Annotated in this window: 13 protein-coding genes; 12 read left to right on the plus strand and 1 reads right to left on the minus strand. The window is 63.8% G+C overall.

From position 1 onward, the window contains the following. The first annotated feature begins 249 nt into the window (after positions 1-249). The 8 genes from AC6JAC_RS12920 (at position 250) to AC6JAC_RS12955 (ending at position 11,484) form a co-directional block, all read left to right on the plus strand. Positions 250-2,577 carry an FdhF/YdeP family oxidoreductase gene (locus AC6JAC_RS12920; RefSeq protein WP_028272939.1) on the plus strand — a complete coding sequence of 776 codons (2,328 nt, stop codon included), beginning with the start codon at positions 250-252 and terminating at the stop codon, positions 2,575-2,577. Continuing rightward, entirely contained in the window at positions 2,574-3,176 is a 603-nt protein-coding gene (gene folE, locus AC6JAC_RS12925) for a GTP cyclohydrolase I FolE (protein WP_081819040.1), read from the plus strand. The genes AC6JAC_RS12920 and folE overlap by 4 nt, the downstream gene beginning before the upstream one ends. A gap of 328 nt (positions 3,177-3,504) precedes the next feature. Next, positions 3,505-4,722, plus strand: coding sequence for a formaldehyde dehydrogenase, glutathione-independent (gene fdhA, locus AC6JAC_RS12930; RefSeq protein WP_028272937.1), 1,218 nt, complete (start codon positions 3,505-3,507; stop codon positions 4,720-4,722). A gap of 104 nt (positions 4,723-4,826) precedes the next feature. Beyond that, positions 4,827-6,143 (plus strand): molybdopterin molybdotransferase MoeA, encoded by a 1,317-nt coding sequence (locus tag AC6JAC_RS12935; protein WP_051629132.1) that lies wholly within the window; start codon positions 4,827-4,829, stop codon positions 6,141-6,143. After that, positions 6,131-7,012: a formate dehydrogenase accessory sulfurtransferase FdhD gene (fdhD, locus tag AC6JAC_RS12940; RefSeq protein ID WP_028272935.1), complete on the plus strand. Its 882-nt coding sequence runs from the start codon at positions 6,131-6,133 to the stop codon at positions 7,010-7,012. Before AC6JAC_RS12935 ends, fdhD begins: the two co-directional genes overlap by 13 nt. After that, the gene (locus AC6JAC_RS12945; RefSeq protein WP_051629131.1) at positions 6,999-7,484 is read left to right on the plus strand and encodes a molybdenum cofactor biosynthesis protein MoaE; all 486 of its coding nucleotides are present in this window, start codon (positions 6,999-7,001) and stop codon (positions 7,482-7,484) included. Before fdhD ends, AC6JAC_RS12945 begins: the two co-directional genes overlap by 14 nt. A gap of 7 nt (positions 7,485-7,491) precedes the next feature. Further along, positions 7,492-8,994, plus strand: coding sequence for a catalase (locus AC6JAC_RS12950; protein ID WP_497964979.1), 1,503 nt, complete (start codon positions 7,492-7,494; stop codon positions 8,992-8,994). A 504-nt stretch (positions 8,995-9,498) separates the two neighbouring features. Continuing rightward, positions 9,499-11,484, plus strand: a complete 1,986-nt coding sequence (locus AC6JAC_RS12955; RefSeq protein ID WP_497964981.1) for a BCCT family transporter — start codon at positions 9,499-9,501, stop codon at positions 11,482-11,484. A 77-nt stretch (positions 11,485-11,561) separates the two neighbouring features. Here the strand turns inward: AC6JAC_RS12955 and AC6JAC_RS12960 are convergent, their stop codons facing one another. Next, the gene (locus AC6JAC_RS12960; RefSeq protein WP_028272996.1) at positions 11,562-12,494 is read right to left on the minus strand and encodes a LysR family transcriptional regulator; all 933 of its coding nucleotides are present in this window, start codon (positions 12,492-12,494) and stop codon (positions 11,562-11,564) included. 160 nt (positions 12,495-12,654) lie between these two features. Between AC6JAC_RS12960 and AC6JAC_RS12965 the strand changes: the two genes are divergently transcribed. From AC6JAC_RS12965 to AC6JAC_RS12980, 4 genes are all read left to right on the plus strand, one after another. Beyond that, positions 12,655-13,956: an aromatic ring-hydroxylating oxygenase subunit alpha gene (locus AC6JAC_RS12965; protein ID WP_028272995.1), complete on the plus strand. Its 1,302-nt coding sequence runs from the start codon at positions 12,655-12,657 to the stop codon at positions 13,954-13,956. After that, complete coding sequence (locus AC6JAC_RS12970) at positions 13,953-15,362, plus strand: ferredoxin reductase (protein ID WP_028272994.1); 1,410 nt, start codon at positions 13,953-13,955, stop codon at positions 15,360-15,362. Before AC6JAC_RS12965 ends, AC6JAC_RS12970 begins: the two co-directional genes overlap by 4 nt. 107 nt (positions 15,363-15,469) lie before the next feature. After that, positions 15,470-16,684 carry a formaldehyde dehydrogenase, glutathione-independent gene (fdhA, locus tag AC6JAC_RS12975; protein WP_028272993.1) on the plus strand — a complete coding sequence of 405 codons (1,215 nt, stop codon included), beginning with the start codon at positions 15,470-15,472 and terminating at the stop codon, positions 16,682-16,684. Between the two features lie 110 nt (positions 16,685-16,794). Further along, the gene (locus AC6JAC_RS12980; RefSeq protein ID WP_497964985.1) at positions 16,795-18,822 is read left to right on the plus strand and encodes a BCCT family transporter; all 2,028 of its coding nucleotides are present in this window, start codon (positions 16,795-16,797) and stop codon (positions 18,820-18,822) included. The last annotated feature ends 171 nt before the right edge of the window (positions 18,823-18,993 follow it).

Genomic DNA, 18,993 nt, shown 5'->3' on the forward strand with positions numbered 1-18,993 from the left:
TCCAAGTCTCCTCCCAATGCACGGCTGAGCCTTGACGCGAAGGCCTCCTGTACATAGTATTCCTAGAACTGATATATCAATATCCGATCTAAAAAATGTCACCCTCCGGCAGGTACTCCTCACCTCAACGACCTCGGCCGCGTGCCTGGTCTTCCAGAAGATCTGCGGACACTCCAGCCAGCCATGACGCCGGCCCCAGGCAGCACCTCCATTCCACTGATTCCTGCCAAGATCTGAAGGGAAGATCACATGGCTTCGAAAGCCCCCCAGCAGAATATCGACGAGTCAAAGCTGACCCTCACCAAGCCCAAAACGACTGCTGTCGGCCTTCCGGCTGTGGCGAATGCGTTGAAAATTTCCCTTGAGCAGATGGGCCCGCTGCGCAGCATCCAGACACTCATGGCTGTCAACCAGGTTGACGGCTTTGACTGCATGGGCTGCGCCTGGCCTGAACACGAAAAGCGCAACGCTGCGGAATTCTGCGAGAACGGCGCCAAGGCAGTGGCCGAAGAAGCCACGCTTCGCCGTGTCACGCCCGAATTCTTCGCGCAACACTCCATTGCGGACCTGAAGACGCGCGACGACTACTGGCTGGGCCAGCAGGGCCGGCTGACTCATCCGATGGTCCTCGACGAAGGCGCAACCCACTACAAGCCCATCGAATGGGACGACGCCTATGAGCTGATCGCCCGGGAGATCAAGGACATGGAGCACCCCGACCAGTCAGTGTTCTACACGTCCGGGCGGACATCGAACGAGGCCGCTTTCGCCTACCAGCTCCTCGTTCGCGGCATCGGAACGAACAACCTGCCCGACTGCTCCAACATGTGCCACGAATCGTCCGGCTCGGCCCTGGTGGAAACGATCGGCATCGGCAAAGGCTCCGTCAGCCTCACGGACCTGGAGACGGCGTCGCTTATCTTTGTGGCGGGTCAAAATCCCGGGACCAACCACCCGCGCATGCTCAGTGCGCTCGAGAAGGCGAAGAAGAACGGCGCCGTCATCATCTCCGTGAATCCGCTTCCCGAAGCCGGGCTCCTGCGGTTCGAGAACCCGCAGAACATTTCCGGCATGGTGGTGGGCACACAACTGACTGACGACTTCCTCCAAATCCGCGCCGGCGGCGATCAGGCCCTCTTCCAGGGGCTTGGCAAATACCTTCTCGAAGCCGAAGCCCAAGGGCGCAAGACCCCCGGCCTCCCCACCGTGCTGGACCACGAGTTCATCAAGGACCACACCGTTGGCATCGACGAATACCTGCGCTACCTGGAAAAAGCGGAATGGGACGACATCGTCGAAGCCACCGGGCTGACACTGGAACAAATTAAGTCCACAGGCGAGCGCCTCCTGGCCTCGAGCGCCACAATCGTCTGCTGGGCCATGGGATTGACCCAGCACAAGCACTCGGTTCCCACCCTCCGCGACGTGGTCAATGTCCTGCTTCTGCAAGGCAACATCGGCAAGCCCGGGGCCGGTGTCTGCCCCGTGCGCGGCCACTCCAATGTCCAGGGCGACCGGACCATGGGGATTTTCGAGAAGATGCCGGAGAGCTTCCACGACAGGCTTGACCACGAGTTCCACTTCCTCTCCCCCAGGGCGCATGGCTTCGACACCGTCGCCGCTATCCGTGCCATGCGGGACGGCAAGGTCCGCGTCTTCATCGGCATGGGCGGAAACTTCGTACGGGCGGCCCCGGACTCCGAGGTCACGGAACAGGCGCTGGCCAACACGCGCTTGACCGTGCAGATCTCTACGAAGCTGAACCACTCCCACGTATCGACGGGTCGACGTGCGCTGATACTTCCGACGCTGGGACGCACCGAGAAGGACACCCAGCGCACCGGCGACCAGAGGGTGACCGTGGAGGACTCCATGAGTGCGGTCCATGCCTCCCGCGGACGGCTTAAGCCCGCAAGTGAGCACCTGCACTCCGAAGTGGCCATTGTCTGCAACATTGCCAGCAAGATCTTCACCGGCAGCGACAACCTCCCGCTGCCCAATACCCCCAAAGCCGACTGGCTCGCCATGAAGGACGACTACTCCATCATCCGGAAACACATCGAAGCGGTCCTCAGTGGCTTCGAGAACTTCGAGGAGCGGATCCGGAACCCTGGCGGGTTCGTCCTTCCCCACCCGCCCCGGGACGCAAGGAAGTTCGATACTGCTTCGGGCAAGGCCCACTTCACTGGCAACGACCTTGAATTCATCAAGGTCCCCGCAGGACGGCTCGTCCTCCAGACCCTGCGATCCCATGACCAGTACAACACCACCATCTACGGCAAGGATGACCGCTACCGCGGCATCCACGGCGGTCGCCGCGTTGTCCTGATCAACGCGGACGACATTACTGAGCTAGGGTTCACGGCCGGGGACATGGTCCATCTCATCTCCGAATTCCAGGGGACCGAACGACGGGCCGAAAACTTCCGCATCGTTTCATACTCGACGCCAAAGGGTTGCGCGGCGGCCTACTACCCGGAAACCAACGTCCTCGTGCCCCTTGACTCCGTAGCCGACACCAGCGGTACGCCGACGTCCAAGTCCGTTATCGTGCGGCTTGAGGGGGCCGAAGCGTGAGCTCTATCCTGACGACCGAAGCGGCCGTCACGAAGGGCGTGGACGGGCCAAGGGTGGAACGGGCTGTCCGCGAATACCTCCTTGCCATCGGGGAGGACCCCGAAAGGCCGGGACTGGCGGACACCCCGGCCCGTGTAGCCCGGGCCGCCGCCGAGATGTTCGGCGGGCTCCATGAGGATCCCCTGGCCGTCCTGGACAGGACCTTTGACCTCGGACACGGTGAAATGGTCATCGTCAAGGACATCCCGTTCTACTCCACCTGCGAGCATCACCTGGTGCCGTTCCATGGCGTGGCGCATGTGGGCTACATCCCCTCCGCCGAGGGACTCGTGACCGGCCTCAGCAAGCTTGCCAGGCTGGTGGACGTCTTTGCGCGAAGGCCCCAGGTCCAGGAGCGGCTGACCACCCAGGTTGTCGACGCGCTGGTCACAGCGCTGCGGCCGCTGGGCGCCATCGTGGTGATCGAGTGCGAGCACCTGTGTATGTCAATGCGGGGCGTCCGCAAGCCCGGGGCAAAGACCATCACGTCGGCAGTCCGCGGTGAACTGCGCCTGCCGGCCGCCCGGGCCGAGGCCCTGAGCCTGATCCACGGCCGATAAGAAATCTCTGGACATGCCCCTGTGGCTGCCATACGATGGCACTGATATATCTTTGCTGATCAAAGAAAAATATCAGTCCGTGCATGCCGGACGAACGTCAGTCAATACGCCCGGCCTGCTACTGGCAGCCTTCGTCCTCGCGAAGGATTAGCTGTCCCGTTCCCGTGAACGGTGCTTCGGTGGCCAGAAACCTGGGGAGGTATCCTCATCGAAGCACCACTCTCGGGCAACGGGGCAGCGCCGGCAACTTGCCGGACCAGTGCAAGGCAATCCGATATGGCAAGCCCGGCACCAACCCACACCATCCCCCGTAGCCAAAGGAGTGTCCATGTCAGGAAACAGAGCCGTAGCCTACAAGGAACCCGGTGTCGTCGAAATCATCACTACCGACTACCCGACGTTTGAACTCAAAGACGGGCCTGGCGTCAATCCGGCCAACGTGGGCCGGAAAGTACCCCACGGTGCCATCCTGCGCACGGTGACAACCAACATCTGCGGCTCGGACCAGCACATGGTGCGCGGACGCACCACTGCACCAAAGGACCTCGTCCTTGGCCATGAAATCACCGGCGAGGTGGTGGAAGTCGGGCCGGATGTGGAATTCATCAAGGTGGGAGACATCGTCTCCGTACCCTTCAACATCTCCTGTGGCCGTTGCCGGAACTGCAAAGAGCGCAAAACCGGCATCTGCCTGAACGTCAACCCGGATCGTCCGGGCAGCGCCTACGGTTATGTGGACATGGGCGGCTGGGTGGGTGGCCAGGCAGAATACGTGCTGGTCCCCTACGCCGACTGGAACCTGCTCAGGTTCCCCGACCGCGACCAGGCCCTGGAAAAAATCATGGACCTGACCATGCTCTCGGATATCTTCCCCACCGGGTTCCACGGCGCCGTCACTGCCGGCGTCGGCGTCGGGTCCACGGTGTACATTGCCGGCGCCGGCCCGGTTGGCCTCGCCGCCGCCGTCGGTGCGCAGTTGCTTGGTGCCGCCGTCGTTATCGTCGGCGACATGAACGAAGAGCGACTGGCGCAGGCCCGAACCTTCGGGTGCGAGACGGTGAACGTCTCCAACGGGGATCCGAAGGACCAGATCGAACAGATCCTTGGTGTTCCCGAAGTGGATTGCGGTGTCGACGCCGTGGGCTTCGAAGCCCGTGGGCACGGAAAGGACACATCCCACGAGGCCCCGGCCACCGTGCTGAATTCCCTCATGGACATTACCGCCGCGGGTGGGGCCCTGGGCATCCCCGGCCTGTACGTCACGGGCGACCCCGGTGGAATTGACGAGGCCGCCAAGCACGGCTCCCTGTCGCTGTCACTGGGCACCGGATGGGCAAAGTCCCTGTCGTTCACCACCGGCCAGTGCCCCGTCATGTCGTACAACCGCCAGCTGATGATGGCCATCCTGCATGACAAGGTGCAGATCGCCAAGGCAGTGAACGCCACAGCGATACCGCTCGAGGATGCGCCCCGCGGCTACGCCGAATTCGACGCCGGCTCGGCAACAAAGTTCGTGCTGAACCCGAATGGATACGTCAAGGCGTAGCACCCCAGCTGACGGGGACTGCGGGGGAAGCACCACATGGTGCACCTTCGCGGTCCCCGGCCCGTACGTTTCATTGAACCGCTACCTTCAGGAAAGGGGCAGCCTTGCTGGCCCAAGATACCGCCACCAGCGGCAGCAGTCCGGAGTTGCGCCCTGCGTGGCGGCCCCCCGGACATCCGTCTCCCACCTGGCCGGAAGCCCGGCAGTTGGCTTTCGATTGCGCTGTCCCGCTCGCGCCCGTGGAGGTTCCGCTCGCCTTGGCAGCAGGCCACACGCTCACCCGCACTGTCGCCGCCCTGCAAGAACTCCCCCATTACGACTCGTCTGCCATGGACGGATGGGCCATCAACGGCGGCGGTCCGTGGATCCTTGCCGGCCCCGGACCTTTTTTGCGCCCCGGAAGTGCCAGCGTCATAGCCACCGGCGGACTCGTACCTGTCGGCGCCAAGTCGATACTCCGCAAGGAAAGTGGCCAGATCCACCAGAATGCCGACGGCAGCCTTCTCCTGCGGCTCAATGACAACGCAAAGGAAGGCGAGCCGGGCCCGGGCCAACACATTCGTCCCGCGGGCGAGGAAGCTGCTGCCGGTGAGGTGCTGATCCCGGCCGGCACAACACTGAACCCGGGTCACATTGCCCTCGCCGCCGTGGCTGGCCACGACAACCTGCTGGTGCAGCCCAAGCCGGCGGTCGGCATCGTATTGACCGGTTCCGAAGTGGTCACGTCAGGCGTTCCGGAACCAGGACGTGTCAGGGACACTTTTGGTCCGCAGTTGGGGACGGTCATTTCCCTTTTGGGGGGCACACCTGCCGGCTCCCTGCGGATCGGGGATTCCTACCCCGAGTGGCTCGCGGCACTTGGCGGTACTGACGCGTTCCCCGGGCGATTGCCGGACCTGACCATAACCACCGGCGGAACCGGCTGTTCCGGGACAGATCATTTTCGCGCCGCGATCGCTGCCCTCGGCGGACAGCTGTTGCTGGATGGCATCGCCATGCGGCCGGGCCACCCGGCAGTCCTGGCCGTGCTCCCGGACGGCCGCTTCGTCGTCGGGCTGCCCGGTAACCCCCTGGCAGCAATGATGGCGCTCATCACTATGGGTGCACCGCTGATGGAGGCACTCGGAGGCAGGCCCCTGAGTGCCGTTGGACAGGTCACCTCCGCGGCTGACGTTGATCCGTGCCCCGGCCGTACCCGCCTGATTCCCTGCACGTTCGTCGAGGGACTTGCCTTCCCCGCCTCGCATACGGGGCCCGGCATGATGCGTGGACTGGCCTGGGCCGACGGCGTCATGGCCGTTCCCCCTGCCGGAGTCCAGTCCGGCGAGCAGGTTCCTGTGCTCCCGCTCCCCTGGACGCAGGCGAAAGAAACCATCCCTTCCACCGGCAACCGAGCACGGAGCACCGCATGGCCCGCATGACACAGCGCCGCAAGATCCACCGCTTCAACCTGGACGGCTCCGGCACCGAATACACGGTGCGGTTCAAGGAAGACGTACTCGCCGCTGAGGAGCCCTTGGAAATCCGAATCGGAGGCCGCTCCTTCGCTGTCACTATGAGGACCCCGGGGGACGATTTTGACCTGGTGGCCGGGTTCCTGGTCTCGGAAGGCATCATCAGCTCCAACTCCGAACTGGTATCACTGCGCTTCTGCACCGGCGATGCCAGGGGAGAACGGACATATAACGTGGTCGACGCCCAGTTGAGGCCTGATGTACCCATGCCTGACACCATGCGGCATGTGTACACCTCAAGCTCCTGCGGCATCTGCGGGACAGAATCGATCGAGTCCGTCCGCAAGACCCTTCCCTTCGATCCTGCCAAGGACCCGCTGCAGATTCCCGTGGATGTCCTCGCCGAACTGCCGGAGCGGCTGCGCGAGGCCCAGGCGGTGTTCGACAAGACGGGCGGCGTCCATGCGGCCGGCCTGTTCAAGGTGGATGGGGCCGGCCCGGAGTTGCTTTGTCTCCGGGAGGATGTGGGGCGCCATAACGCTGTGGACAAAGTGGTGGGATGGGCGCTGCGCCAAAATCTGCTGCCTCTGGGTGGCACCGTCCTCCAGGTGTCCGGGCGCGCGTCCTTCGAACTAGTCCAGAAGGCCGCCATGGCCGGCATTCCTGTCCTGTCTGCGGTGAGCGCGCCTTCAAGCCTGGCCGCCGACCTCGCCGTCGAGACCGGAGTGACGCTGGTTGGATTCAGCCGGGGACACAGCCTGAACGTCTACGCCGGCCACGAAAGGCTGAGCCGTCGGCAGAATGTGGCCCGCGAGGTAACCCATGCCAGGGTTTGATGTTGTCCTCGCCGAGCTCAGCGAAGACCCCATCTCCGTGGACCGGGCCACAGCCGCCGTCCAGGGCGACGAAGCCGGGGCCGTTGTCAGCTTCAGCGGAGTTGTCCGGAACCACGACGGCGGCATGGCCGTCAGCAGATTAAGCTACTCGGCCCACCCCACGGCACACCACATCATGGCCGAAGTCGTGGCGGAATTGGTCGCCGAGCATGCCGGGAAGGCCGACAAGCCGGTCCGCATCTGGGCCGCCCACCGCGTCGGGATGCTGGAGGTGGGTGATCCTGCACTGGTCTGTGCAGTGTCAGCAGCCCACCGTGGCCAGGCATTTGAGGTGTGCTCACAGCTTGTGGACCGCATCAAGGCCCGCGTGCCGATCTGGAAGGAGCAATTCTTCGCAGACGGCACCGTGGAATGGGTCGGAGCAGTCCAACAACTTCCTTCAGAACGTCCCTCGCAAGAAATAGAAACATAGGAGAAAGATGACCTTGAACATCTCTGCGCCCGCCGTGTCCACCACACAGTCCGGTGCTCCCGTCACGTCCGATGCACACTCGAAGGCTGTCGGCGCTGACGGCGCCATCATCCTGACCGACCACTACCTGATCGAGAAGCTCGCCCAGTTCAACCGCGAGCGTGTCCCGGAGCGTGTCGTGCACGCCAAGGGCGGCGGCGCGTTCGGTAAGTTCACCGCGTCCGAGGACGTCTCCAAGTACACCAAGGCCGCGTTCCTGCAGCCCGGCGTCGAGACCGAGATGCTGATCCGCTTCTCCTCGGTCGCCGGCGAGAACGGCTCCCCCGACACCTGGCGGGACCCCCGCGGCTTCGCCGTGAAGTTCTACACCTCCGAGGGCAACTACGACCTCGTGGGCAACAACACCCCGGTGTTCTTCATCCGCGACGGCATCAAGTTCCCGGACTTCATCCACTCCCAGAAGCGCCTCCCGGGCACCCACCTGCGCGACGCGGACATGCAGTGGGACTTCTGGACCCTGTCCCCGGAGTCCGCGCACCAGGTCACCTGGCTCATGGGCGACCGCGGCCTGCCGGCTTCCTGGCGCGAAATGCAGGGCTACGGCTCGCACACCTACCAGTGGATCAACGCCGAGGGTGAGCGCTTCTGGGTCAAGTACCACTTCAAGTCCAACCAGGGCGTGAAGACCATCACCGGCGACCGCGCCGAAGAGCTGGCCGGGTCGGACGCGGACTTCTACATCCGCGACCTGCAGGAAAACATTGCCGCCGGCAACTTCCCCTCCTGGGACCTGCACGTCCAGGTCATGCCCTACGAGGACGCCAAGACCTACCGCTTCAACCCGTTCGACCTCACCAAGGTGTGGCCGCACGCGGACTACCCGCTGATCAAGGTCGGCACCATGGAACTGAACCGGAACCCGGAGAACTACTTCGCGCAGATCGAGCAGGCCACCTTCGCGCCCTCGAACTTCGTGCCGGGCATCGCCGCGTCGCCGGACAAGATGCTGCAGGCCCGCATCTTCTCCTACGCCGACGCGCACCGCTACCGCGTGGGCACCAACCACGCCCAGATCCCGGTGAACCAGCCCAAGAACCAGGTCAACAACTACAGCCAGGACGGCGCCGGACGTTACCACTTCAACGCCCCCTCCGTCCCGGTCTACGCCCCGAACTCGGTCGGCGGCCCCGCCGCCGTTGAGCCCGCGGTCGCCGGCGGCGGCTGGGAGAACGACGGCGAGCTGACGCTCTCCGCGCACTCCCTGCACGCAGAAGACGGCGACTTCGGCCAGGCCGGCACGCTGTACCGCGAAGTGTTCGACGACGGCGCCAAGGCCCGCCTGCTGGACACCATCACCGGCGCAGTCGGCGGCGTCAAAACCCCCGAAATCAAGGAACGCGCCATCCAGTACTGGACCAACGTCGACGCCGACCTCGGCGCCAAACTCCGCGCCAACCTCGGCGCCGGCCAGACAGAATCCGACGCCGAGGCAGCCAACAAGATCGGCTAGTCCGCAGCTACCGGAAGGGCACCCCACCTTTGGGGTGCCCTGCTTTCTGGCGCCCAGGCCCGGGGGTGGAGCAGACGCTTCATGCGCAACAACCTTCGCGATATGGAACAGCGCGTCGGGCCACCGCTTCCCGTCAAGATTCCCGGAAAATCAGCCAAAACCCTTGACATCCGTTATTACCAAGCGCAATCTGTTGCTTAGTGCGATTCTCGTTGAGTCATACGGAACAGCCCCCTGACCCATGTAGCGCCTGGATGCCTCACTGGTTGACGGCCATGTGGAGCACTGCCGGGTCGGGTGCCAGCTACACGCAGGTCAACCTCCGCACCGGAGCACCGGATGCACCCCCGGGCCAACTTCCGGCAGGCGCCCACGAAGTGCTGATCATCGACGGCATCATCATGATCCTTGAATCGGAGGAAGCCCCCAATCTTCCCCCGGCTCACCCCTCAATCCCCTGTTTACGTCCGCAAGCCCATGATCCACCGAGCAAAGGATTCGCTCATGGCTACAAGCAATGACTTAAAACCCTTAATTCCCGAGGAGTTGCCCGCCGACAACGCTTTGGCAGCAACTCCCCCCAACGCCCCTGCGGGTGAAGGCACCAGCCCTGCAGTCCTCGATCCGGTGGACGGAGCCGTGGGGGGCCTGCCGGATTCTGAGGAATACGAACAGATCCTGGGCGAGCTTCGTTCTGCCAGGACCGAGCAAGCCGTTTCGGCACGCCGGAACCATAAGCTCGTTCTCGACAAGGTCACCTTCGGGATCACCGGCGCCATCGCCGTCGCCTTTGTGGTCTGGGGATTTGTCGGCCGCGACAGCCTCGCCTCGTCCTCGACCGTTGCCCTGAACTGGGTCATGGAATACACCGGCTGGCTGTTCATGCTCCTGGCCTCGCTCTTCGTCGTCTTTGTCCTCTGGCTCGCCCTGGGCAAGTTCGGCAACATCCCGCTGGGCAAAGACGGCGAAAAACCCGAATTCCGTACCGTTTCCTGGGTCGCGATGATGTTCGCCGCCGGCATGGGCATCGGCCTGATGTTCTACGGTGTAGCCGAACCGCTCTACCACTACATCTCTCCCCCGCCCGGAACCGTGAACGGACGGACCCCCGAAGCCATCCAGACCGCCATGGCAACCTCCATCTTCCACTGGACACTGCACCCCTGGGCCATGTACGCAGTCGTAGGCATCGCCATGGCCTACGGCACCTACCGCCTGGGCCGCAGGCAACTGATCTCTGTCGCCTTCACCTCACTCTTCGGCGTCAGGAGGGTCGAAGGGCCCATCGGGAAGTTCATCAACATCCTGGCCATTTTCGCCACCCTGTTCGGCACCGCCGCATCCCTGGGCCTGGGCGCCCTGCAGATCGGCAGCGGCATGACCTCCAACGGCTGGTTCGGCGAAATCGGCACCCCCGTGCTCGTAGCAATCGTCGCCGTCCTGACCCTATGCTTCGTCGCCTCGGCCGTCTCCGGCATCAGCCGCGGCATCCAGTGGCTCTCCAACATCAACATGGTCCTGGCCGTCGTCCTGGCACTCATCGTCTTCGTAGCCGGCCCCACCCTGTTCATCCTCAACCTGATCCCCTCCGCCGTCGGCGACTACGCCCGCGACCTGGCCGAAATGTCCTCCCGAACCGAAGCAGTCGGCGATGAGGCCCTACGAAGCTGGATGACCAGCTGGACCATCTTCTACTGGGCCTGGTGGATCTCCTGGACGCCCTTCGTCGGACTCTTCATCGCCCGCATCAGCCGCGGCCGCACCATCCGCCAGTTCGTCACCGGCGTCCTGCTGGTCCCCAGCGTCGTCAGCGTCATCTGGTTCGGCATCTTCGGCGGAGCCGCTTTCCACGTCCAACAGGAAGCCGATAAAACAGGCACCCCCGGACTGGTAACAACAGTCAACGGCGTCCCGTCCGTGAACTTCGACGGCGCACTCTTCGACCTGGTCAAAAACCTTGGCATGCCCGGCTGGCTCACCGCCGCCGTCATCGTGCTGGCCATGATCCTGGTAGCAATCTTCTTCATCACCGGCGCCGACGCCGCATCCATCGTGATGGGATCACTTAGCTCCAACGGCGCCGAACACCCCCGCCGCGGAGTAGTGATCTTCTGGGGCACCCTCACCGGCGCCGTGGCAGCAGTCATGCTGCTCGCCGGCGGCGACGAACCCTCCGAAGCCCTGGCCGGCCTCCAACGCATCACCATCGTCGCAGCACTACCCTTCATCATCGTCATGCTCCTGCTCTGCTTCGCCCTCACCAAAGACCTCCGACGCGACCCCCTCTCCCTCCGACGACGCCTGGCCACATCCGTCGTCGAACGCGCCATACGCACCGGCGTAGAACAACACGGCGGCATCCAATTCGACCTCGTCACAAAACACGACTGCGCCGACACCTGCCCGGACCCCGACTCCCACCAAGGCGGCACCCACACCGGCAGCATCCCCACCGTCCAGACCCGCCACACAAACCCCAACAACAACTAAAACCACCACCACGCTAAGCAGCGGGCCAAACACCAACGCCCCGCCCTCCACATACGGAGGGCGGGGCGTTGGGCCGTTCAGAGATCGTCTTCGGGCCGGGCGGCGAGGATCCGTTTGGCTCTGACCTGCAGGATGTCGAGCGACTCCTGGATCAGGGGCGATGCGATGCTGCCCCTCCGCACCGCAGCGACAATGCGGCGCGCGGGCTTCCCTTTGCCAGTGATGCGCAGCCGAACCACGTTTTCGGCACTACGCAGGGGTGCCAGTCGCGGCAGCAGCCCCACGCCCAGCCCCGCACCAACGAAAGCGATCTGGGTTTCCCATTCAACGGCCTCATGGGCAATCCGCGGTGTGACCCCGACTGCCGTGAACGCCGCGGTGAATAGGGAATGGTAGGTCGACCCGACGGCCTCGGTGATCCAGGGTTCCGACGCTAATTCTTCGAGCGTCACCGTTTCCCGCGATGCCAGGGGATGGTTGGAGGGGATGATCACATCCAGGGGATCGTCGAGCAGGACGGTCTGCTCGAAGCGCGGATCGTCCTCAGCATGGGTGTCTGACTGCATGGCGACGATGACCGCGAGGTCGATTCGCTCGGCAACCAGCAAGTCGAAGCAGCGGGCCGGGTTTGCCTCGAGTACCTGCACCTCCAGCTGGGGGCGTGTTGAGCGCAGGGTGGCGGCCAGCGGCGCGAGCAGCTGGGCGGCAGCCGTGGAGAATCCGCCGAGGCCAAAACGGGCCGGCATTTGGTCGCCAGCCTCCATGGCCGCGGCGCGCAGGCTCTCCCACTCCGCAATGAGGGTGTCCGAGCCCGACACGAGATAGCGGCCCGCGGCGGTCAGCCGCACCCCACGGCCGTCCTTCGTCAGCAGCTGCATTCCAAGCACGCGCTGGAGCTCCCGCAATTGCGCGGAGACGGCGGAGGGCGAGTAGCCCGTGAGCTCCGCGGTTGCGCCGATGGTGCCGCACCGGGCGAACACCCGAAGTGTGATGAGTCTCGCATCGATCATGCACCTATTGTGCACAGATATCTTCCAAATTTTGCGCTTTTGTTGCGGATCAATGATCTCTAATCTCATGACTACAAGGTTTTCGACAACGCCGCTCGCACCCACGCAGCCGTGGTCGCCACGATTCGCACACTTATCCAAACCTCCCGGGAGGAAACACATGTCTGCTCCAGTCTTGCCCCTCAATTCACGCGGAAAACTCGTGTCATCATTGCCCGCCGAGCAGCTGGCGGAAATCGCCGGGCTGTTCGAGTTCCGGCGCAAGGGATATTCCCTCGACGCCCCGTTCTACACGGACCAGACCATTTTCAAGATCGACATGGAGGCCATTTTTGGCCAGCACTGGATCTTTGCCGCCAGCGTCGCCGAACTGCCGGAGCCGGGCGACTACGTCACCGTCGACTACGGGCCCTACTCCCTGATCGTCCTGCGCAACGACGACGGCGACGTCAACGTCCTGCACAACGTGTGCCGCCACCGCGGCGCCCGCGTCCTGACCGAAGCCGCCGGCTCAACGGGAAACCTGGTGTGCGGCTATCACTCCTGGACGTACTCGCCCAGCGGCGACCTGATCCACGCCTCCGCACCGGGAGAAGCGAAGTTCGACAAGAACTGTTTCGCCCTCAAGCGCGCACACAGCCGCGTGGTCGCCGGACTCATCTTCGTCTGCATTGCGGACGTACCGCCGGCCGACTTCGACGAGACCTCCAAGATCTTCGAGCCCTACCTCGCCCCCCACGATCTGTCGAAGACGAAGATCGCCTACCAGCAGAACATCATCGAAGAGGGCAACTGGAAGCTCGTCATGGAGAACAACCGTGAGTGCTACCACTGCGACGGCCACCCTGAGCTCGCCTGCTCCCTCTTCCCGACGTGGGGCCTGACCGAGGGACTGGTTCCGCCCCACCTCGAGGAGGTGTGGGACCGCAACAAGGAAGCCCAGTCCTCCCTTGAAGAGCGCTGCCGCCGCTACGGCCTGCCCTACGAGGTAGTCGAGGAGCTTGACACCCGCATCGCGGGAATACGCATCTCGCGGGAATCACTCGACGGTGAGGGTGAATCGTTCTCGGCCGACGGGCGCCGGCTCTCCAAGAAGCTGCTCGGCGACCTGCCGGACTTCCGCCTCGGCCGCTGCTCGATGCACCTGCAGCCCAACAGCTGGTTCCATTTCCTCGGGGACCACGTCATCACGTTCGGCGTCTTCCCCATCAACGAACACCAGTCACTGGTACGCACCACCTGGCTGGTGGCTGACGACGCCGAAGAGGGCGTCGATTACGATCTGGACAAACTCACCTACACCTGGAAGCAGACAAACCTGCAGGACAAGGCGTTCGTTGAGTTGTGCCAGAAGGGTGCCGGCAGCCCCGCCTACGAACCCGGCCCGTACATGAAGAGCGAGTACCAGGTAGAAGCATTCATCAACTGGTACGTGCAGCGTGTACAGGAGCACTTGGCATGACCGAACTCCTCACTGAGACGGTGATCCAGGAACCACAGCGCATTCGCGGGCTTGAGATGCCGTGGAACAGGGTCATGGGCAGCACCGAGGCACCCGCCCGCGCCGCCCGCGCACTGGGCCCCTGGCACCCGCAGGAGTTCATGGCCGAATGTGTGGAGACCGTTCCCGAGGCCGGCGGCATCATGACCTTCGTGTTCCGCCGCTGTGACGGTGCCCCCCTGGCGTTCCGGGCGGGGCAGTACGTAAACGTCGCCTTTCCCGTGAACGGCGAGGACCAGGATCCGGTGGACCGCAGCTATTCGCTGTCCAGTTCGCCCACGGAGCCGTGGACCTTCAGCATCAGCGTCAAACGCGATCACGCCGGGCTGGTCTCACCGTGGGTGCATGAGAACGTCAAACCCGGCACCGTCCTCGACATGCTCGGACCGGTCGGGGCGTTCCACCTGCCCGATGCCGACCGGCGGGCGCGTTACCTCCTGCTGGCCGCCGGCGCGGGCATTACTCCCATCATGTCCATGGTGCGGACCATCCACTCCCTGCCCGGGCACGCCGACGTCGTGGTTCTCTACCACGGAGCGGCGGCCGGTGATTTCGCCTTCCATCAGGAGTTGGCCTACATCGCCTCCGTGGACTCGCGCGTCAAGGTCCACTACTCCCTGGGCGACCGGAGCAAACCCGAGGGGTGGGACGGACTCAGCGGGAGGCTAACGGCCGCCATGCTCGACTACGTGGCCCCTGATGCCAACGGCCGCCAGGTCTATGCCTGCGGCCCCGAGGGCTACCTTAACACCGCCACCAAGCTCCTGGAGAAGGTCGGCGTCGATGACACTTCGATATACATGGAGTTCTTCACGGGAGATCGCCAGACGCTCCTTGAATACCAGGCAGAGATCGCGCTTGCGACGGACATCGCGGAGGAAATCGCCGAGGAAATCGCCGAATCCGCCGAGGACTACTATGAAAGCCAGCCCAGCGCGTTTGGGCTCTACGAGCCCGGCTACGACTCCGAGGGAACCCTGCAGGCCACGGGGCTCCCGCTGGAAACAGTCGACTCGGACGCATCAGGTTTCGAAAACCCCGAGGGCACTGCGGACGTGGGGGCCGGGTCCCCCGATGCCTCGAGCTTCGACACGGTCGGAACGGGAAGCCTCACCCTGTCCTTCATGCGCACCGGTATCAACGTGCGCATCGACCCCACCGAACACATCCTCGGGGTGGCCCAGCGTGCGGGCGTCAGGATCGGCGCGAACTGCAAGGAGGGCATGTGCGGCTCCTGCAAGGTGGTCAAGCTTTCCGGGGAGGTCGAGATGAACCACCAGGGCGGCATCCGGGCACGGGAAATCGCTGCAGGCAAGTTCCTGCCCTGCTGCTCCACCGCGCAGACCGATTTGGTGATCGATGCCTAGCCGCTTCCGGCTGCTCTAGGCCGGACAGCATGACAACTACCTCACAGACAGTCTGATGCGACCAGTATCACTGTGGGGTTCGATCGCCAACCCATAGGAGCCATTCAATGTCAGGTAACAAAGCCGTTGCATACAAGGCACCGGGGATCGTGGAAATCATCGATACCCCGTTTCCCACCTTTGAACTGCAGGCCGGACCCGGCGTCAATCCCGTCAATGTCGGCCGGAAGGTCCCGCACGGGGTCATCCTGCGCACCGTGAGCACCAACATCTGCGGTTCGGACCAGCACATGGTTCGTGGCCGCACGACCGCCCCGGCCGGTCTCGTCCTGGGGCACGAGATCACCGGGGAAGTCATCGAGACCGGGCCCGACGTCGAGTTCATCAAGGTCGGGGACATCGTCTCGGTCCCCTTCAATATCTCCTGTGGGCGCTGCCGGAACTGCAAGGAAGGCAAGACCGGAATCTGCCTGAACGTGAACCCGGACCGCCCCGGGTCCGCCTACGGCTATGTTGACATGGGCGGATGGGTCGGCGGGCAGGCGGAGTATGTCCTGGTCCCGTACGCGGACTGGAACCTGTTGCGGTTCCCTGATCGGGACCAAGCTTTGGAAAAGATCATGGACCTGACCATGCTCTCGGACATCCTCCCGACCGGTTTCCACGGGGCCGTCACGGCAGGTGTCGGCGTCGGGTCCACCGTCTATGTTGCCGGGGCCGGTCCCGTAGGGCTTGCCGCGGCGGCCAGCGCGCAGCTGCTGGGGGCCGCCGTGGTCATCGTGGGGGATCTCAATGAGGACCGCCTGGCCCAGGCCCGATCCTTTGGCTGCGAAACCGTCAATGTGACCATGGGCGATCCGGCAGACCAGATCGAGCAGCTTCTCGGCGTCCGGGAGGTCGATGCCGGTATCGACGCGGTCGGTTTCGAGGCCCGAGGACACGGTGCCGGGGCCCAGGAGGCGCCCGCCGCCGTGCTCAATTCGCTGATGGACCTCACGGCTGCCGGCGGGTCCCTGGGCATTCCCGGCCTATATGTCACCGGGGACCCGGGTGCCGCGGACGCAGCAGCCCAGAAAGGCAGCCTATCCCTGTCCCTGGGCACCGGCTGGGCGAAGTCCCTTTCCTTCGCGACCGGCCAATGCCCGGTGATGAAATACAACCGGCAGCTGATGATGGCGATCCTGCATGACAGGATCCAGATCGCCAAGGCAGTCAATGCCACGGCCATTTCACTCCAGGATGCCCCTCGGGGCTACGCGGAATTCGATGCCGGAGCCGCCACGAAGTACGTCCTGGACCCGAACGGCTACCTCAGTAACTAATCCGAGGAATTGTGCTGATCCGTGCCGATCGACTGGAGGCTTGGGGGCTTCCTCCCACTCAAGGCCATGTTTAACCGCATGCCCATCAACCCCGAGCAAAGGATTCGCTCATGGCTACAAGCCGTGACTTAAAATTCTCCACCCCCGAAGAGTCGCCTGCCGATAGCTCTTTCGCAGCAACTCCCCCCAACGAACAGCCCGAAGGTACGCGAAACACCACAACAGTCCTGGATGTCCCTGCGGGTGAAGGCACCAGCCCTGCAGTCCTCGATCCGGTGGACGGAGCCGTGGGGGGCCTGCCGGATTCTGAGGAATACGAACAGATCCTGGGCGAGCTTCGTTCTGCCAGGACCGAGCAAGCCGTTTCGGCACGCCGGAACCATAAGCTCGTTCTCGACAAGGTCACCTTCGGGATCACCGGCGCCATCGCCGTCGCCTTTGTGGTCTGGGGATTTGTCGGCCGCGACAGCCTCGCCTCGTCCTCGACCGTTGCCCTGAACTGGGTCATGGAATACACCGGCTGGCTGTTCATGCTCCTGGCCTCGCTCTTCGTCGTCTTTGTCCTCTGGCTCGCCCTGGGCAAGTTCGGCAACATCCCGCTGGGCAAAGACGGCGAAAAACCCGAATTCCGTACCGTTTCCTGGGTCGCGATGATGTTCGCCGCCGGCATGGGCATCGGCCTGATGTTCTACGGTGTAGCCGAACCGCTCTACCACTACATCTCTCCCCCGCCCGGAACCGTGAACGGACGGACCCCCGAAGCCATCCAGACCGCCATGGCAACCTCCATCTTCCACTGGACACTGCACCCCTGGGCCATGTACGCAGTCGTAGGCATCGCCATGGCCTACGGCACCTACCGCCTGGGCCGCAGGCAACTGATCTCTGTCGCCTTCACCTCACTCTTCGGCGTCAGGAGGGTCGAAGGGCCCATCGGGAAGTTCATCAACATCCTGGCCATTTTCGCCACCCTGTTCGGCACCGCCGCATCCCTGGGCCTGGGCGCCCTGCAGATCGGCAGCGGCATGACCTCCAACGGCTGGTTCGGCGAAATCGGCACCCCCGTGCTCGTAGCAATCGTCGCCGTCCTGACCCTATGCTTCGTCGCCTCGGCCGTCTCCGGCATCAGCCGCGGCATCCAGTGGCTCTCCAACATCAACATGGTCCTGGCCGTCGTCCTGGCACTCATCGTCTTCGTAGCCGGCCCCACCCTGTTCATCCTCAACCTGATCCCCTCCGCCGTCGGCGACTACGCCCGCGACCTGGCCGAAATGTCCTCCCGAACCGAAGCAGTCGGCGATGAGGCCCTACGAAGCTGGATGACCAGCTGGACCATCTTCTACTGGGCCTGGTGGATCTCCTGGACGCCCTTCGTCGGACTCTTCATCGCCCGCATCAGCCGCGGCCGCACCATCCGCCAGTTCGTCACCGGCGTCCTGCTGGTCCCCAGCGTCGTCAGCGTCATCTGGTTCGGCATCTTCGGCGGAGCCGCTTTCCACGTCCAACAGGAAGCCGATAAAACAGGCACCCCCGGACTGGTAACAACAGTCAACGGCGTCCCGTCCGTGAACTTCGACGGCGCACTCTTCGACCTGGTCAAAAACCTTGGCATGCCCGGCTGGCTCACCGCCGCCGTCATCGTGCTGGCCATGATCCTGGTAGCAATCTTTTTCATCACCGGCGCCGACGCCGCATCCATCGTGATGGGATCACTTAGCTCCAACGGCGCCGAACACCCCCGCCGCGGAGTAGTGATCTTCTGGGGCACCCTCACCGGCGCCGTGGCAGCAGTCATGCTGCTCGCCGGCGGCGACGAACCCTCCGAAGCCCTGGCCGGCCTCCAACGCATCACCATCGTCGCAGCACTACCCTTCATCATCGTCATGCTCCTGCTCTGCTTCGCCCTCACCAAAGACCTCCGACGCGACCCCCTCTCCCTCCGACGACGCCTGGCCACATCCGTCGTCGAACGCGCCATACGCACCGGCGTAGAACAACACGGCGGCATCCAATTCGACCTCGTCACAAAACACGACTGCGCCGACACCTGCCCGGACCCCGACTCCCACCAAGGCGGCACCCACACCGGCAGCATCCCCACCGTCCAGACCCGCCACACAAACCCCAACAACAACTAAAACCACCACCAGTCCCAACCGCCGGGTGGCACGCGGCTTCCTGGCCCGTGCCACCCGGGCACACCCACCTCCAACGCACAGCAAAGGTTATCTACATGTCCCAGCTCCACGACCAAGAACAGACTCTCCGGATCAGCAGCCACGGGAAGGAGTTTGTGGATATCCAGTTGC

It is taken from the genome of Arthrobacter sp. KUASC02, from assembly GCF_059739395.1.

Bases quoted from the DNA above. Each gene is read 5' to 3' on its own strand.
- AC6JAC_RS12965 (WP_028272995.1), top strand. From the start codon at position 12,655: ATGTCTGCTCCAGTCTTGCCCCTCAATTCACGCGGAAAACTCGTGTCA.
- AC6JAC_RS12970 (WP_028272994.1), top strand. From the start codon at position 13,953: ATGACCGAACTCCTCACTGAGACGGTGATCCAGGAACCACAGCGCATT.
- AC6JAC_RS12950 (WP_497964979.1), top strand. From the start codon at position 7,492: ATGACCTTGAACATCTCTGCGCCCGCCGTGTCCACCACACAGTCCGGT.
- AC6JAC_RS12960 (WP_028272996.1), bottom strand. From the start codon at position 12,494: ATGATCGATGCGAGACTCATCACACTTCGGGTGTTCGCCCGGTGCGGC.
- fdhA (WP_028272993.1), top strand. From the start codon at position 15,470: ATGTCAGGTAACAAAGCCGTTGCATACAAGGCACCGGGGATCGTGGAA.
- AC6JAC_RS12980 (WP_497964985.1), top strand. From the start codon at position 16,795: ATGGCTACAAGCCGTGACTTAAAATTCTCCACCCCCGAAGAGTCGCCT.
- AC6JAC_RS12955 (WP_497964981.1), top strand. From the start codon at position 9,499: ATGGCTACAAGCAATGACTTAAAACCCTTAATTCCCGAGGAGTTGCCC.
- fdhA (WP_028272937.1), top strand. From the start codon at position 3,505: ATGTCAGGAAACAGAGCCGTAGCCTACAAGGAACCCGGTGTCGTCGAA.
- AC6JAC_RS12945 (WP_051629131.1), top strand. From the start codon at position 6,999: ATGCCAGGGTTTGATGTTGTCCTCGCCGAGCTCAGCGAAGACCCCATC.
- AC6JAC_RS12920 (WP_028272939.1), top strand. From the start codon at position 250: ATGGCTTCGAAAGCCCCCCAGCAGAATATCGACGAGTCAAAGCTGACC.
- fdhD (WP_028272935.1), top strand. From the start codon at position 6,131: ATGGCCCGCATGACACAGCGCCGCAAGATCCACCGCTTCAACCTGGAC.